Annotated in this window: 13 protein-coding genes; 1 reads left to right on the top strand and 12 read right to left on the bottom strand. The window is 59.9% G+C overall.

Going from position 1 to position 16,208, the window contains the following annotated elements:
• Nucleotides 1-50: 50 nt before the first annotated feature.
• The 12 genes from GH784_RS12150 to GH784_RS12095 form a co-directional block, all read right to left on the bottom strand.
• Nucleotides 51-1,130, bottom strand: a complete 1,080-nt coding sequence (locus GH784_RS12150; protein ID WP_025595260.1) for an LLM class flavin-dependent oxidoreductase — start codon at nt 1,128-1,130, stop codon at nt 51-53.
• Nucleotides 1,127-2,866, bottom strand: coding sequence for a dipeptide ABC transporter ATP-binding protein (locus GH784_RS12145; RefSeq protein ID WP_153793432.1), 1,740 nt, complete (start codon nt 2,864-2,866; stop codon nt 1,127-1,129). Before GH784_RS12145 ends, GH784_RS12150 begins: the two co-directional genes overlap by 4 nt.
• Nucleotides 2,845-3,693, bottom strand: coding sequence for an ABC transporter permease (locus GH784_RS12140; protein WP_003518068.1), 849 nt, complete (start codon nt 3,691-3,693; stop codon nt 2,845-2,847). Before GH784_RS12140 ends, GH784_RS12145 begins: the two co-directional genes overlap by 22 nt.
• On the bottom strand, nt 3,690-4,697 hold the full coding sequence (locus GH784_RS12135) for an ABC transporter permease (protein ID WP_003518071.1): 1,008 nt from the start codon (nt 4,695-4,697) through the stop codon (nt 3,690-3,692). The genes GH784_RS12140 and GH784_RS12135 overlap by 4 nt, the downstream gene beginning before the upstream one ends.
• Before the next feature lie 37 nt (nt 4,698-4,734).
• Nucleotides 4,735-6,384, bottom strand: a complete 1,650-nt coding sequence (locus tag GH784_RS12130; RefSeq protein WP_025595258.1) for an ABC transporter substrate-binding protein — start codon at nt 6,382-6,384, stop codon at nt 4,735-4,737.
• Nucleotides 6,385-6,845: 461 nt separating this feature from the next.
• Nucleotides 6,846-9,140, bottom strand: a complete 2,295-nt coding sequence (locus GH784_RS12125) for a molybdopterin guanine dinucleotide-containing S/N-oxide reductase (RefSeq protein ID WP_112492822.1) — start codon at nt 9,138-9,140, stop codon at nt 6,846-6,848.
• A gap of 18 nt (nt 9,141-9,158) precedes the next feature.
• The gene (locus tag GH784_RS12120) at nt 9,159-10,565 is read right to left on the bottom strand and encodes an FAD-binding oxidoreductase (RefSeq protein ID WP_025595256.1); all 1,407 of its coding nucleotides are present in this window, start codon (nt 10,563-10,565) and stop codon (nt 9,159-9,161) included.
• Between the two features lie 121 nt (nt 10,566-10,686).
• Nucleotides 10,687-11,289: a 2-hydroxychromene-2-carboxylate isomerase gene (locus GH784_RS12115; RefSeq protein ID WP_025595255.1), complete on the bottom strand. Its 603-nt coding sequence runs from the start codon at nt 11,287-11,289 to the stop codon at nt 10,687-10,689.
• Nucleotides 11,286-11,864, bottom strand: a complete 579-nt coding sequence (locus GH784_RS12110) for a TetR/AcrR family transcriptional regulator (RefSeq protein ID WP_112492821.1) — start codon at nt 11,862-11,864, stop codon at nt 11,286-11,288. Before GH784_RS12110 ends, GH784_RS12115 begins: the two co-directional genes overlap by 4 nt.
• A gap of 48 nt (nt 11,865-11,912) precedes the next feature.
• Nucleotides 11,913-12,941: a ketopantoate reductase family protein gene (locus GH784_RS12105; RefSeq protein WP_004431571.1), complete on the bottom strand. Its 1,029-nt coding sequence runs from the start codon at nt 12,939-12,941 to the stop codon at nt 11,913-11,915.
• A 320-nt stretch (nt 12,942-13,261) separates the two neighbouring features.
• The gene (locus GH784_RS12100; protein WP_004431573.1) at nt 13,262-14,419 is read right to left on the bottom strand and encodes an ATP-binding protein; all 1,158 of its coding nucleotides are present in this window, start codon (nt 14,417-14,419) and stop codon (nt 13,262-13,264) included.
• Nucleotides 14,416-15,114, bottom strand: a complete 699-nt coding sequence (locus GH784_RS12095; protein ID WP_004431575.1) for a response regulator — start codon at nt 15,112-15,114, stop codon at nt 14,416-14,418. Before GH784_RS12095 ends, GH784_RS12100 begins: the two co-directional genes overlap by 4 nt.
• A gap of 170 nt (nt 15,115-15,284) precedes the next feature.
• On the opposite strand from GH784_RS12095, the gene GH784_RS12090 reads away from it, so the two are divergent.
• Nucleotides 15,285-16,070 (top strand): phosphatase PAP2 family protein, encoded by a 786-nt coding sequence (locus tag GH784_RS12090; protein ID WP_004431576.1) that lies wholly within the window; start codon nt 15,285-15,287, stop codon nt 16,068-16,070.
• Nucleotides 16,071-16,208: the final 138 nt, after the last annotated feature.

Below are 16,208 nucleotides of genomic sequence, written 5' to 3'. Positions count from 1 at the left end.
CCGTCTTCAAGTCGCTGCCACGAAGTGGCAATCGCTCGGTGCCCTAACGGTTAAAAGGTGGGCGACCAGCCCAGGCTCGGAGCCACCGTGTCCGCCAGATCGGTCAGCAGTTGTATGTTTTCGGCGAGACCGAAGGCAGGCGGCAAAAACAGCACGACCTCATCGGCTGCTGCAAGGCCCGGATCGTTGAATACCGATGCCAGCACCTGATCGGGCGTGCCCTGGAAAACGGGCGAAATTTGAAACCCCGCTGGCTGGGCTGCCTGTTCGAGAGCGCCTTTGGGGCGAGACGCGGCAATACCCTTGGTACGCCGCTCCAGATCATAGGCGGCGTATTTTTCGCGAAGCTCGGCCGTGGTGCCAACCAGGATGGAGGCGGCGACGGCGACCGGAGGCGGTTCCGTTGTCCATGTCTTGCGCCATGTGAAACGGAAGGCCTCGATGATGCGGGCCTGATATTCCCCGAAGCTCTCGCCTTCTGCCTGATCGTGCTGGACGGTTCCCGAGATAAGGCCGATGCCGAGTTCCGCCGCCTGCACAGCCGAAGCAATGCTTGCTGCACCCTGCCGGATGCGCGAACGCAGTGTCGGGCTATGCGGCGTGACACGCAGTGCCGTGCCCTCCGGGTTGGATTGGCCGCCTTCGACACGGTGCAGGACATCGCCAGCGATTGCCGAGAGGAAGCGGGCCTGACGACGTCTGGCCTCTGTGCGGGCATCGGTGTCGACCGTGCCGAATACCGCGTCAAAGGCGGCGTTTGCGCCGGTCGAAATGGCAAGTTCCAGTCGCCCATCAATCAAAAGGTCGGTCGTGCCGGCCGCCTCGGCAAGCAGGATCGGATCCTGATAGCGCATGGGGATGACCGCAGAACCGAGCGTAATATGCCGGGTATGCTGGCCGGCAGCGGCGAAGAACGGAAGCGGTGAGGACAGATAGTGATCGAAATGCCGCTGATAGGCCCAGCCGGACTGGTAGCCCAGTTGTTCGGCAGCCTTGAACAGTTTGATACCCTCACGCAGCCCCTGCGCCGGCCCGGCATCGTCGCTGAAAGATACGCGGGTATTGAAGCCGAGCCGCTGTTTGGGGCGGAAGGACGTGGACGCAGTATCGATGGGTGCAGCGATGGTCATGCGATCTTTTCCTTATCGTGAACCCGCCGGGGCAGCGGCTGTGGCGCACGGGCGATGGCTGCGGCACCGGATGGGATCGATTCCAGCAGCGACGCGGTATAGGGGTGCTGCGGATTGTCGAAGATATCGACGACCGTTCCATGTTCGACGATACGCCCGCGCTGCATCACCGAAACGGTGTGGGCGAGCTGGCGTACCAGTGCCAGATCATGGGAGACGAAAACATAGGTCAGGCCGAGCTTCGCCTGCAGCGAGAGCAGCACATCGACGATGTCTGCCTGGACGCTGACATCAAGTGCGGAGGTCGGCTCGTCGAGCACGATCACATCCGGTCGGAGAACCAGCGCCCTTGCAATGGCAACGCGCTGGCGCTGGCCACCCGAAAGGGCCGTCGGCTTGCAGTTGAGAAGGTGTTCGCTCAAGCCCACATTGGCCAAAGCCTCACGAACAGTTTCGAGCCGTTCCGCACGGGTTCCGATCTTGAAACGATCAAGCGGCTCGCGCACCAGCTGTTCGACACTCCAGGTGGGATCAAGCGAGGTAAACGGGTTCTGGTAGACGAACTGAAGATGGCGCCAGGTTGCACGCAGCGACGTACGGGAGCGGCCGGTCAATTCTTCGCCGGCTACCGATATCGTGCCGGTGTCGGGTTCCTCCAGGCCAAGCAGCAGCCGAATGGTTGTCGTCTTGCCAGAGCCGGACTCACCAACCAGCGCATGGGTGGTACCTGCAGGCACGTTGAAGGAGACGTTGTTGACCGCCGTCAGCACCCTGTCGCCGACCCTGAAATTCTTGGTGACGGCATTGACCGCGATCTTTGGCGTCGTCGTGGACTCTGCCTTCAGCAGACGGAAACCCGGATCGCGCAGCCGGGCGTAGCGATCCGGATTGAGTGCCGGCACGTCCGCATGCAGCTTCCTTGCATAGGCAGAGGCCGGTGCGGAAAACACCGATGCGGTGCTTCCGGCTTCCTGAACCTTGCCACCCTTCAGGACTACCAGCGAATCCGCCCGTTCGGCGGCGATCGCCAGATCGTGTGTGATGAGGAGCATGCTGATATCCAGCTCGTGCTGCAACCGCGAGAGCAGATCGAGGATCCGCTTCTGGATCGTCACATCGAGCGCAGACGTTGGCTCGTCTGCGACCAGAAGTGACGGGCGCGGCAGAACCGAAAGGCCTATGAGCACCCGCTGCAACATGCCGCCGGATAATTGGTGCGGGTAGGACTCGTAGACAACACCCGGGTTTTCCAATCCCACCTGCGCGAAGGTCTCGAGAATGAGGGCCTTGCGGATCGCCTTGTCAGGCTCGTCGAGAAGTGCGGCCGCCTCCATGGCCTGCGCGCCGATTGTCCGCACCGGATTGAGCGAATTGCCTGGATCCTGCGGGACAAAGCCGATGGCGCGTCCCCGCAGCGGTCGGAAGTTGCGCTCTGGCAGTCCCAATATCTCCTGATCACCAAAGGTGACGTGGCCGGTGGCATGTCCCCCGCTTGGCAAAAGCCGAAGGACCGCGCGGGCGATTGTCGATTTGCCGGAACCGGACTCGCCAATGAGGGCAAGGCTCTTGCCACGGCCGAGTTCGAAACCGACATTGCTGACGACCTCCTGGCCTCCATAGGCAACCGAAAGATCGTTGACCCGGAGAAGCGGGACAGGAGCCTGCTGCGGCTGCGGTCTGGCCGCAAAGGTAACGGGGCGGGCGATAGTGGTGGTCAGTCTGTCTTGCGTAGCCATCGGCTGATCCTGTTTACAGAGAGGACGGTCGCGATTGTGACGAAGGCGGGGGCGTATACGAGCCACGGCCATTTGAGGTAATCCTTGCCGATCGAGATCAGCAGGCCCCAGTCCGAGGCGGGCGGCGGGTCGCCGTATCCGAGAAAGGCAAGGCTTGCGATCACGAGGATCGACTCGCCGAACTGCAACACGGCAAGCGGCAGCACCGAGCGTGACGCGTTGGGCAGAACGTGGCGCAGAAGGATGAACCAGCGCGAGCCGCCGAGCAGGTACGAAGCCTCCACGAATGTCGCCTGTCTGGTCTTGATGACCTCCGCACGCGTGACGCGGGCAAAGACCGCTACGGCGGAGACGCCGGTGGCGATGGCGGCATTGATGGTCTCGAAACCGATGGCGGTGACCACGATCACCGCCAGCAGAAACTTTGGAATTGCCAAGAGCACATCGACCAGCCGGGCAAGTGTGATATCGACCCAGCCGCCGAGAAAGCCCGCAAGAAGCCCGATGAGACCGCCGGCGAAAACGCCGATGACGACCGCGACGAGTGCGCTGGAGACGGAAGAGGACGTGCCATAAACGACGCGTGCGTAGACATCGCGGCCGAGGTGGTCGGTGCCGAACCAATGCGCAAGACTTGGGCCGAGCAATTTGTCCGTCGGCACCCCGACGACCGGGCTGTGACTGGTAAAAAGGCCGGGCGCCAGTGACCAGGCGACGACGAGCGCGATAATGGCGAAGGACAAGGCGACGGTCAGCGGTATCCGCAGGCCTGTCAGCCTGTTTGCAGGGGTCGCACCCGGCAGGGAGGCGTTCGAGGCGAAAGTCATGGTGTCACCGCCTTGGTGGTGGTGGAGGAATCCTCTGTAATGGCCAAGCGAGGCTTTCGCGCGCCGAGAATTTGCACGCGTGGATCGAGCAGGGGATAAAGAAGATCGGCAATCAGGTTGACGAGCACGAACACCACGGCTCCCAGCGAAACGATCGCTTGCAGGACGGGCAGGTCCTGCGTGCTCACGGAGCGCTGCACCAGGCTGCCGAGACCGGTTCGCCCAAAGACAGACTCGGTGATCAGTGAATTGCCAAGCAGTTCACCGACGGTGATGGCGATCACGGTGACGACGGGCAACGAAGCAGGCTTGAGCAGATGCTGTGCAAACAGCCGCGCCTGTCCGATGCCGCGGCTGCGGGCGACGGCCGCGTATTCCTGTTCTGCCTCCCTGTCGAGGTTCGCTATAAGTACCTCGGCGATTTGCGCAGAGAAAGGAATTCCGATTGTGATTGCGGCAAACACCGTTGCCCAGAAGCTATCTGGTTCGATAACGCGGAAGAGGCGCAGCTGAAAGCCGAAGAGATGGATCAGTATCAGGCCAATCACAAAATTAGGTGTCGAGAGAAACAGCGATGGGAAAGCTCGTAGCAATCCCTGGCCGTAGCGCTTTGGTACCACCTGGGTTCCGTAAGCAACGGCCATTGCGAGAATCAAGGCGACGGCAAGTCCCGTGGATGCAAGGATCAGTGTCGATGGCAGCACTTCAGCGATGAGGGTCGCCACCGGCCGGTTGGAGCGCATCGACATGCCCAGATCACCAGTCAGAAACCCCGACAGGGACGACCACAGCTGCACGAGAACCGGTCTGTCGAGGCCCTGCGCGGCGATGATTTCCGCGATCTCCTGCTCGGTGAACCCGTTTTGCGGGTTCCTGAGCACGCTGGTGATCGGGTCGCCAGGCAGGATGCTGACGACCACGAAGGTGAAGACATAGGCCAGCAGTATGACGACGACCGCCTGGCCAAGCCGCTTTGCGGCGTAGGTTAGGTAGGCATTGCTCATGCCGGTGACCTCCTTCAACGTTGCCCTGTTGTGCGCATCAGTCGCTGATGGAGGCGGTATAGTAGCTGGCATAAGCCACGCCGTTATACACTTCGCCCTTCAGCTTCGGGGACTGCACGTAGATCCGCTGCACGATCTGCGTTCGCGGAATGAAATAGCCCTGCTCAAGGACATATTTCTGCAGCTCATCGAGAAGCGGGCTGCGCTCGTCGACAGAGCCGGCGCCGGCGATCTTGTCGCGCAATCCGTTGAGCGTCGCGTCGCGGTCGTCAAGGGCGAACCAGTTCTCGCCATTGTTGGCGTTGGTGAGAATGCTGGCGACGGTGCCTGCATCGATGAAGCTGCGCGTCACCTCATAGGTCGGGATGGCCGCACCGCCGAATTTGACCTTTTCACCAAAGGTCACGACGTCGTAAGCGCGAATAGCGACTTTCCAGCCGAGCTTGCCGAGTTGCTGGGCGATGAGTTCATCGACCGACTTGGATGTCGCGAGATAGGGATTGGAGTGGATTGTCAGCGACAGCGGTTTGCCGTCTTTGGTCCGGATACCATCGGCGCCCTTGACCCAGCCCGCCTCGTCGAGCAGCTTTTCGGCCTTGGCGGGATCGTAAGCGAGAAGTGCGCTGTGGTCGGTCGCGCCCGGCACGTTGCTCTGGATGAAGGACGTGGCGAGCTTCCAGTCCGGCGTATAGACGGTGTCGATGATTTCCTGACGATTTACACCGGCCTGAAGTGCCTGGCGAACCTTCACATCATCATAGGGCGGAAGCTTGGTGTTGACCGCCCAGCCGTTGACGAAGCCGAGATAACGCGGCGTTGCGACGGTAAAGCCCTCTTCGTGCAGTGACTTCAGCTCCTGCGGCGAAGCATTATAGGCGACATCGGCCTGGCCGGACTGGACCGAGGCGACACGCAACGACGGTTCCGACACCAGCTTATAGGTGATGGAATCGAGGAAGGCTGGGCCGGTGTGGCCAACGGCGGCAGGACCCCAATTGTAGTCCTTGCGCTTGACCAGCTTGACGTAATCTCCCTCCTTCCAGGATTCGACCACATAGGGGCCGCTGCCGGAAGTCTTGCTGAGATCGGCCTGCTGGGTGGCGGGCTGGGCGATGGTCTTCGGCGAGATCAGGATCGAGCCGTGGTAACCGAGCGTCGGAATAAAGCCGAGCGTCGGCTTCTTGAAGAAGACCTTCACCGTGGATGCGTCCACCGCTTCAGCATGGTCGTAGGTCTTGGGGAAAAGACCGATCGGGTTGATGCCTTCGCTCTTGCGTCCGGCATACCAGATGTCGAGATTGGCGACGACCGCCGCTGCATCCAGCGGTGTGCCATCGGAGAAGGTCACGCCGTTTTTGAGGTGAAGCGTGAATTCTGTGGCATTGTCGTTCTGCTCCCAGCGCTCGGCAAGCCAGGGGCTGACCTTACCATCGGCATCGACATAAAGCAGCTTGTCGGCGACATGGCCCCAGATATGGCCCTGAAAGCTGGAAATGGCGCTGTTATTCGGGATCCAGGTGTCGCCGAGAGAATCGATGAGGAAGGTGATGTCGCCGCCATTGCGGGGGGTATCTGCTGCCCCAACCGGAGCAGGCGCCATCGTCGTCAGAAGCGCGATTGCCCCTGCGAGAGTGGTGGTCAGCAGACCCCGACGGGAGAAGGAAAAAAGCGAAGAACGTATCGTCATTAAGAAATCCTGATTGGTCGCGTTGTTTCTTGTCTTTGTGATTTCAGGAACTATCGCCGCTCTGGCTGGTCTTTTGCGGGCACACGAAAGGCTTCACACGACAGCCTTGCCGGTGGTTTCAATGTCCTGAAATCGGGAAAAATGTGCCTGCGTTACCTCTTGGAGGGTCCGACCGATGTCACGGCTTAGCCGTTACTTTCAGCCATTGACGGCTCGTTCGATCGCAGGCCGTGCTTGCTGATACATCGTGCGGTCATGACGCGGTCCCTTGTTTCGAAATTCGGTTCTTGATGTCTAACGTAGCAGGGTGGCCAGAAGGAGAAAGACCAGTTGTTCTTTTTCTATCGAATTAATGGATTATTTTGCCGCGGTTTCCGAAGGTGGTAGGATCAGCTTTTCCGACGCCCGAAATACGTTGGCGGTGCGATTTTTCAGGTAGTGCCGGAACACCCATCCCTCACTTATTTTGCAAATGTCATCTTTTCGAAAATCCGCACCGGAGGCGCCTCACCGGCAAAACGTTCCACCTCCACTCTGGTAATCTGACCGGTCGATCCCTGCGCCAGTTTCGAGGTGCCGATGTCGCGCGTCAGGATGTTCGGATTGCCGTGAATGCACATCGCTTGCTCTGCATGCCGGTCATGCGGTTCGAACCACGCACCCGTCGCCAGCTGCATCACGCCGTTGCGCACATCCGTGCTCAGGACGGCTGCGGCGAGGCAGCTGCCACGACTGTTGAACAGCCTGATGATATCGCCATCGGCAATGCCCCGGCGGACTGCATCTTCGGGGTTGATGCGCACGGGTTCCCGGCCCTTAATCTTGGTGGAGCGGCTGAAGGCGCCATAGTCGAGCTGGCTGTGCAGACGCTGATGCGGCTGATTGCAGACCAGATGCAGCGGATAGAGCGCTTCGTCTTCCGGTTTCGTCCTGCCGGGATACCATTGCGGATGGCCGCCGCAATCGTCATAGCCGAAACCCTCGATCGTCTCGGAGAAGATTTCGATTTTACCGGATGGTGTCTTCAGAGGGAAGGCTAGGTGATCATCACGGAAGGCACGCGCAGGCCCTCCGTCATCCGGCTTGAGCGGCAGACCTATCTCTCCACGTTCCCAGAACGTTTCGAAATCGGGAGCCTCATGCCCACCGGCGGCAAGCGCCCCACGCGTTGTTTCATAGAGGAAGGCAAGCCATTCCCGGCTGCTGCGGCCTTCGGTGAAGGTTTCGAATTTGCCGAGCCGGCGCGCGATCTCGGAGAAGATTTCGTAGTCGTCGCGCGCCTCACCAACCGGTTCGATCAGCTTTTTCATCGCGATCATCAGAGGATCGCGGTCGGCGGCGCCAATGTCGTCGCGCTCCAGAGTTGTCGTCGCCGGCAGCACGATATCGGCATGCCGCGCGGATGATGTCCATGCGGTTTCGTGCACGATGATGGTCTCGGGCCGTCTGAACGCTGCCCGTAGCCGGTTGATATCCTGATGGTGGTGGAACGGGTTACCACCCGCCCAGTAAACCAAGCGGATATCGGGATAGTGCATCCTCTGGCCGTTATAGTGAAATTCCCCACCAGGATTGAGCAGCATGTCGGCAATACGCGCGACCGGAATGAAATCCGCGACCGGGTTTTTGAACTGGCTAAGTGTCGGCAGGGGAACGGCCAGCAGGTTCTTGCCGACATTGCCCAAAGCGCCGAGGGAATAGGAATATCCGCCGCCGTCGAGGCCAATCTGACCGAGCATGGTGGCAAGAACGATCCCCAGCCAGACGGGTTGCTCACCATAATCGGCGCGCTGAAGCGAATGGCTGACAGTGATCAATGTTCTCGCGCGCGCCATGGTGCGGGCGAGTTCCCTAATAGTTTCCGTGCCGATGCCGCAGAGCCCGGAAGCCCATTCGGGGCTTTTCGCCACACCATCGGTCCGGCCGAGCAGGTAGTCTTCTAAACGCTGATAGCCGACGGCATAGCGGTCAAGAAACGCCCGATCGTGCAGGCCCTCGGTGACGAGAACATGCGCAAGTCCGAGCATCAGCGCGACATCGGTACCGGGTATGACCGGCAGCCACTCCGCATTGAGGTCTTTCGGAAAATCGTCTTTTAGCGGGCTGATCAGCACGAATCGCGCGCCGCGTGCACGTGCGCCATTCAGCTTCTGTGGCACGATATGCACGCTGTTGCCGCCGCCATGCACGTCCGTATTCTTGATCGCCATGCCGCCGAAGGCGACGATCAATTCGCTGCTGCGCTCGATTGCATCCCAGGTAACGCTCTTGCGGTCGAAATGATCATAGGGTCCGAGAACATGCGGAATAATGACCATCGCCGCGCCGGAACTATACGTGTTGACGGAGCGCACATATCCGCCAAGCGTATTCAGAAAACGGTGGACCTGACTTTGCGCGTGATGGAAACGTCCGGCGCTCGACCAGCCGTAGGAGCCGCCGAACACGGCCTGTGGGCCGTAATCGCCGTAAACCCTTTGAAGTTCCTTCGCGACGAGGTCCGCCGCCTGCGGCCAATCGACCTCCACATAGTCGTCCGCCCCGCGTATCTGCGCGTTGCCCGGTTTTCCCTCCAGCCAGCCGCGCCTGACCGCCGGACGCCGGATGCGCGCGGCGCTATCGGCGATTGCCGGCAGATTGGCGAGCAAGGGCGAGGGGTGTGGATCGTCCGGATGCGGACGGATATCGAGCTTGCCATTCCGGTAGCTGCCGGAAAAGGCGCCCCAGTGGGAGCTGTGGGTCTTGTAATTATCCATCTGCGAAATCCCGCACGGTCAAAGCGTTTCTCGGCGGCTGGGCAAGTCTTGGCTCGGCAGGATCTTGCCCGGGTTCATGATGCCGGCCGGATCTATGGCGTTTTTGATTATGGCCATGAGGTCCACCGCGTCGCCGTGTTCCTGCCGCAGATAAGCGATCTTGCCGGTGCCAACCCCATGCTCGCCGGTGGAAGTGCCGCCAACCGAGATGGCGTGCTGCACCATCTTCTTGTTGATTGCCGCCACCTCGTCGAGTTCGGCTTGATTTGCAGGGTCTACGGCGAAGACCACATGATAGTTGCCATCGCCGACATGGCCGAGAATGGCGGCGGGCACGCTGCAGTCGCGTAGCAATTCCCGGGTCCTGACGATGCAGCCGCTCAACTCGGATACCGGCACGCAGACATCGGAAGACCAGCCCCTGGCGTTCGGGCGCTGCGAGACCACGGCGTAAAACGCGTTGTGGCGCGCCTTCCAGAGGCGGTTGCGATCTTGCGGCGCATTCGCCCATTCGAAATCCCTGCCGCCATTGTCTTCCACTATGGCAGCGACCATCTCGACCTGCTCCTTCACGCCAGCAGGCGAGCCGTGGAACTCGAAGGCGAGCGTGTCCTCGACCTTGAGGGAAAGATTGGAATAGGCGTTGACGGCCTCGATCAGGCCACGGTCCATTAATTCCATTCTCGCAACTGGAATGCCGAGCTGCACGACCGTAATGGCTGCCGCAACTGCCTGTTCGACGCTTTCGAAGGAGCAAAGTGCAGCCGAGATGGTTTCGGGAATTCCGTAGAGTCGCAACGTCACTTCCGTGATGATGCCGAGCGTCCCCTCGGAGCCGACGAACAGCCGCGTTAGGTCATAACCTGCTGATGATTTACGCGCCCGCCCGCCGGTGCGGATGACCTGGCCGTTCGGCAAGACGACTGTCAGCGACAGCACGTTTTCTCGCATTGTGCCGTAACGCACGGCGTTTGTGCCGGAAGCGCGGGTTGCCGCCATGCCGCCGATGGACGCATTGGCGCCAGGATCGATCGGAAAGAACAGGCCCATGTCGCGCAGATGCGTGTTCAGTTGCTCGCGCGTGACGCCGGCCTCCACCGTGCAATCGAGATCCTCGGCGCTGATGCGGACGATTTTCGACATGCGCGACAGATCGACGGAGACACCGCCACGCACTGCCGTCAGATGGCCTTCGAGCGAAGTGCCGGTGCCGAAGGCGATAACGGGAACACCTTCAGCGGCGCAAAGCCGCACGGCTTCCGCCACATCATCCGTGCTCTCGGCGAAAACGACGGCATCCGGGATCGACGGCGTATGGTGGGATTCGCCACGGCCGTGTTGTTCCCGCAATGCCTGCGCGGTGGAAAAACGCTCGCCGAAACGGTTGCGCAAAGCGTCCGAGAGAGCGGGAGGCAGTGCGCTCATCGCGATACTCCGCGCGAAGAGGGCGGGAAAAGAGACATGAGAAACTCCACGGGAATGGTCTGGAGAGAGCCATGGCCGGGTTGCGGCCACGGCGTGACAGTCACCCGGTTTTCGGCGGGGATCAGGCGGCCAGTTTTTCGCCCTTGAGATGACGTTCGAGGAAGGGCAGGCTGTCCTGTCCCCAATACAGTTCGTCCTCGTAGCGGAATGTCGGAAGCCCGAACACACCGGCTGCCTTTGCGGCCTCATAATTGGCTTTCCGGATGGCTTCCACGGCATCGCTTCCGCCGCGTTCGTCCAGCGCCGCCCCGTCGAAACCGGCTTTGTCAGCGATTGCGCGGCGAACTTCGGCATTGCCAATATCTTGGCCTCCTTCCCAGAAAGCTTCCTGAAGCGCCTTGGTCAGCCTCAACCAGTCCTCGCCCGCATCGATCGCGGCAATGACCATGAAGCCGGCCGGCGTGGGATCGGAAAGGGCGGCGCGATTGTCGAAGTTAAGGGACTTGCCGCGCAACGCCGCCCATCGCTTCAAATCCTTCGTCCAATAGGCGCGGCGCGCTTCCGGACGGTTGCGTGAGTAGATGGCGCCATTATCCTCGATCAGCGGGATGACATAGGGCCGTATCGTGGCGTTGTGCTCGTTAGCGAGCGTGGCGAAAGGCTCCAGGCCGAGAAAGGCCCAGGGGGAGCCGATGCCGAAGAAATAGTCGATGGTCTTGGTCATATCTTGTCTCCTGAGGATATCTCGCCGGTGGCGAGATCGAATACCGAGAGCGCACAGTCCCGGGCGATGAGTACGGCATGCGGATCGCGCCCGACCTCGACGGTGGCAAGTGCGCCTTCGTAAAGAAGCGAAAGGTGGGAGGCGGCCTGATCCAGTCGCACCCCCGCTTTCGACATGACGGTCTCGAAAATATCCCGCACCATTCTTTTGTGGGTTCGAGCCACGGTGACGACGCGTTCGGAATCGCCGTGTTCGGCAACCGCGAGTGCAAAGGCACAGCCCCTGAATTCAGGGCTGTCGGCCTTCTCGTAAAGCCGCTCGAAAATCACCTGCAGCTGGTCCCTTGGATCAATCGTCGCCGTCAGAACATCCTTCAGCGAGCGAATGACACGATCGTGGCGATCCTGAAGATAGGCCGCGACAAGATGATCCTTGGACGGAAAATGCCGATAGAGAGTAGCTTTTGCGACCTTCGCTTCTTCGATGATGCGGTCGATACCGACCGCCCGGATACCTTCGGTATAAAACAGCGCGCCGGCGGCGGTGAGAATCTGGTCTGGAATGGCTTCTCTCATTTTATCGCTTCAGCTTGGTGGTTTCATGGGAAGAACGGGTCGCACGCATCATTGCGCGGCGGCGAGACCGGTTTTGTCGCGCTCGTGGAGCTGCCCGACAAAAGAAAGGATCGCGTCAAGCGGCACCGCCTTCGAGAAGCCGCCCTGATGCGCCAGCCTGCCGCCAAGAGACTGGATAGCCTCGTTATACGGTGTCGCGACGTTATGCAGACGGCCGAGCAGCACAATCTCACCGTTGAGAAAGTCGACCTCGCTGGAAGCGCCCCGGGCAAAGCTCTGCCAGGTCGATTGCTGGCCGGGCTGAATGCCGCTGTTTTGAGCGATGCTCCAGCCTGAAATATCGACAGCCCGTTCAGAGGGAGAGGCGAGATTGTAGCCTGCTATCTCAAGCGTCTGGCGGGCTTCATTGACCAGCGCTTCGGCAATCGATGCTCGCAGATCGTCTTCTCCGTCGAACAGATCCAGCGCGTTGCGGACGTTATGAAGCAGTTTTGCCGATTTCCAGCGGCGGATATCGCTGCTGGTTTCCGCAAGATAATTGGCGCGTGTGAGGTCTGCGGCAATCTCCTTCGCCGTTTCATCGGAACCGGCCGGGAAGCGCCCGATCGTGACCACGCCGACCTGCGGATTGCCGGCCGCCGCAACCGCGCCGGTTTGTGTAAACCGGGCAGGGGTCAGAATACTGGCGCCGTAGACATTGGCGAAGGTCCTGAGCGCCAGCGCTTCCGTCGCCAGACCGTTCTGAAAGGTAACCACCGGCAACTGCGTGGCTGTTAGACCTTCCACGCCGGATACCTGTCGCCATGACCAGTCTGCCAGAGTGGCTGCCGCATCCTGCGTTTTGACGGTCAGCAGCAGGATATCGTCGGGCGCCAGGTCCGGCGGAGCGGATACGTCGAAGGCGTTCAGCCTTATTTGCTGCGTGCCTGAGGGGCGTTGGTAGCTCAGCCCCTGTTCAATGATGGAGGCAATTTGTGCGCCGCGTCCGACCAGAGCATATTTGATGCCGGAAAGCTCGAACTGTGCGGCAAGGCTTGCGCCAACCGCGCCTGCGCCAATGATAACGTATCGTGTCACCTTTTCCTCCAATTCTACCGGGCCGATAATGCGCCAGTATCAATTGCAGCGGTGCAGTTTGCTGGATCGATACGGGATTTCGCTCAACATCGGTCCTCCCTGACGGCGACCAATGATGACAGCTAAACTAGGCATGAGGAGCGCCTCAAGAAAGACAGGTCGTTCTTTTTCTATCTATTTTATAGAAAATAATTCGGCGTAGGGAAAATTTGCGATCACCTTATTCCCGACAGCAGTCCTGGCGCGGTGAAACCCTGGAATAAGCCCCAACGAAGCACACCGTCAGCGCGCATGGGAGAGCATCAACTCGCCGGGATTTTTCAGGAGGCCGCCTTGAAGAGAACCGTGACGACGGTTCCGCCGTCTTGTCGCGGATCTATCTGCAAATCGCTGTCATGCGCGCTTGCGATCGCTCGAGCAATCGACAGGCCGAGGCCGGTGCCACCGGTCTTACGTGCACGCGACGGCTCTGTGCGCCAGAAGAGTTCGATGCCGTGTGCCTCGATGCCGGGGGGAAAACCCGGCCCCTTGTCTTCGATTGTTATGAAGGGACGTCCTTCCCGGACTCCGGTCGAGCAGAAGAGGCTCTTCCCGCTCGCCGCATAGCGGCGTACATTATCCATCAGGATGAGCAGTAGCTGTTGAAGGCGTTGAGGGTCGCCGCTAATTGGAGCCGTCTGCAGCGACATATCGAGACGAATTCCTGCCTCTTCGAGAAGAGGCCGTGCCGCCTCCGCCACGGCCGCGCATTCGGTAGCGAGATCGAGTGGCCGCATCTCCGTAACGAGACTGTTGGTTTCTGCCAGCGAAAGCGTCCGCAGATCGTCGACGAGACGCGCAAGTCCTTCCACATGGCCGATTAGGTGGCGAATGGCCTGCTTGTCGAGCGGAAAGACGTCATCGGCAATGCCGTGTAAACGGCCTTGCAGGATGGTCAGCGGGGTGCGCAGCTCGTGGGCTACCGCCATGGTGTTGAACTTCAACCGGCGCTCCATCATCTGAAGCTCCTGCGTCAAAGTCTCGAAACTGTCGACCAGAAATCCGACTTCGGCGATGCGGCTCGCCTTGATCTTTGCGCCTCCGCTGAAGTCGCCCGTCGCCATGCGCCGCGCCGCGTCGGCAAGTTCGCCGAGAGGTGCTGCAATGCGCCGGGAGATGAAATAACCAAGCAAGCTGCACAGGAAGACACCGAGCAATCCGAAGAGGAACACCGATTTGAGAAGTTCGCTATCTGCCTGGTCCTCCAGGCCCGGTAAAACCTCGATAAGGGCCTGAAGCTGGCGCTGATCCGGCATCACGCCCCGGTCAATATCCGAGAAAGCCTTGGCGGCATCAGGCGACAGTTGGGCAAGGATGCGCTCCTCAATGGTGTCCGAATACCAGGAAACGCCGAAATAGACCAACGCAACCGCAAAGATGAGCATTGTGGTGATTGTGATCGCCGTCATCGTGCGCAGGCGGAGCCGCCGGAACCTCATGATGTCTGCTCCCTGGCAAGTCGGTAGCCGATGCTGCGCACCGACACCAGATAACCGCCAGCACCGTGATCCGTCAGTTTTTTACGCAGATTGGCGATGTGCGTATCGACCGTGCGTGCCAGCGCATCGCTTTCCGGCAGGCAGGCATCCAGAAGATCGGCCCGCTGAAAGGCATAGGTGGGGCGACGCGTCATATGGGCAAGAATTCTGAATTCGCTGAGCGTCAACGGCAGAACGGTTCGTCCCGCATCGCTGCAAACAGCCGCGATGTAAGCTTCGGTATCTATTTCGATGGCGCCGAAACGCAGGATCCCTCCGCCAGTTGGCTGACGCGAGCGTTTTAGAACGGCATTTACCCGGGCGACCATTTCCTGCGGGTTGAAAGGTTTGACGATGTAGTCGTCGGCACCCAGGCGCAGACCGGTCAGCTTGTCCATATCTTCGGCAAGGGCGGTGACCATGATGATCGGCGTATCACGCTCCCGCCGGATGCGTGTCAGCACATCGATGCCATCGAGCTTCGGTAGCCCGATGTCGAGAAGAATGAGATCCGGCCGCAGCATGGAGAAATGCGTCATGGCCGTCTCGCCATCCCCGGCTCTAACGGTTCTGTATCCGTCACGAATGAGATAGGCGTCCAGAATCTGCATGATGTCGGGGTCGTCTTCGACGATGAGAATGAGACCTTTGTCCATGCTGACCTTACGAACTTACTGATATTACCGCTTTATTGCCGGGACGCTAAGCCGACGCAAAGCGCCGGGCAAGAGCCGTCTCACGAGATAGATGCGGCAGGCACGCTTTTCCTCTCAGTCTTGGGACTTCCTCCGCAGAACCTTGACATTTCTACGGAAGAAAGCTGGCCATGCACCAGTATCTCTCCCATAAGACCGAACAGAAATGGCCAGGCCGGCCCGAAAAGCCGAAGTTCCGCTTTGCCGTCATCCCCACGGCGCGCCAGACTTTCGCATGGGTTTCCGGCAGCCCATCTCTGCTCGCGCTTTCGACCACGCTTGCAATGATGGTCTTCTTCACTGTCAGGCCGGATATCGATCTTGACGCCAGTCGCTGGTTCTGGACAGATGGTTTTCGTCTTGGCGAGGATCAATTCTTGATTTCCGTCCGCGATCTGAACCGCGCACTTCCCGCCATTTTATTGTCCACGCTTGTCTGCCTGCTCCTTGCAACGCCATTTGTCTCCGGCGTGCGGCGTGCCATCCGCCCTCACAAACTGCTACTTGTTCTCACCTTTTATGCGCTTGGGCCGGGTGCGACCGTGCATGTGCTGAAAAACCTGTTCGGACGTGCCAGACCGCGGCATATCAGTGAATTCGGGGCAGATTTGTTTTTTACGCCCGTTCTTTCCCTCGATGGCAGCTGTTCGCGCAACTGCTCCTTTCCGTCCGGCGAAAGCGCGTCCGCAATCGCCCTGCTGGCGTTCATCATCTTCCTGCCGGAAAAATTCCGCCTGAGCGCCACGGCGATCTTGATGCCGTTCATCGTGCTTTGCTCCCTAAACAGGGCAGCTATGGGCGCACATTTTCTCTCCGATGTCCTGATTGCATGGCCACTGATGCTCGCCGTGTTCCTCTCACTGCATCGGCTGTTCACGAAGCATGCGGACACAATCGACACTGCGTTTCTGCGCTAATTCATGGGAATACGGCATAGCGCCGAACAAAGGTCATGCCCTGAGCAATAAATTTGTGTTCGGGGTTCGTCCGCCGCCTGCTCAAATCGCACATGCCCGTGCCTGTGGTCTGGTACGGGCATGTGCAGACGAGGACTG

Origin of the sequence: Agrobacterium tumefaciens (assembly GCF_009649785.1) — a bacterium.
Taxonomy (GTDB): Bacteria; Pseudomonadota; Alphaproteobacteria; order Rhizobiales; family Rhizobiaceae; genus Agrobacterium; species Agrobacterium tumefaciens.
Note: the sequence above shows the minus strand (reverse complement) of the source record. Positions and strands in the feature narration are given on the sequence as shown.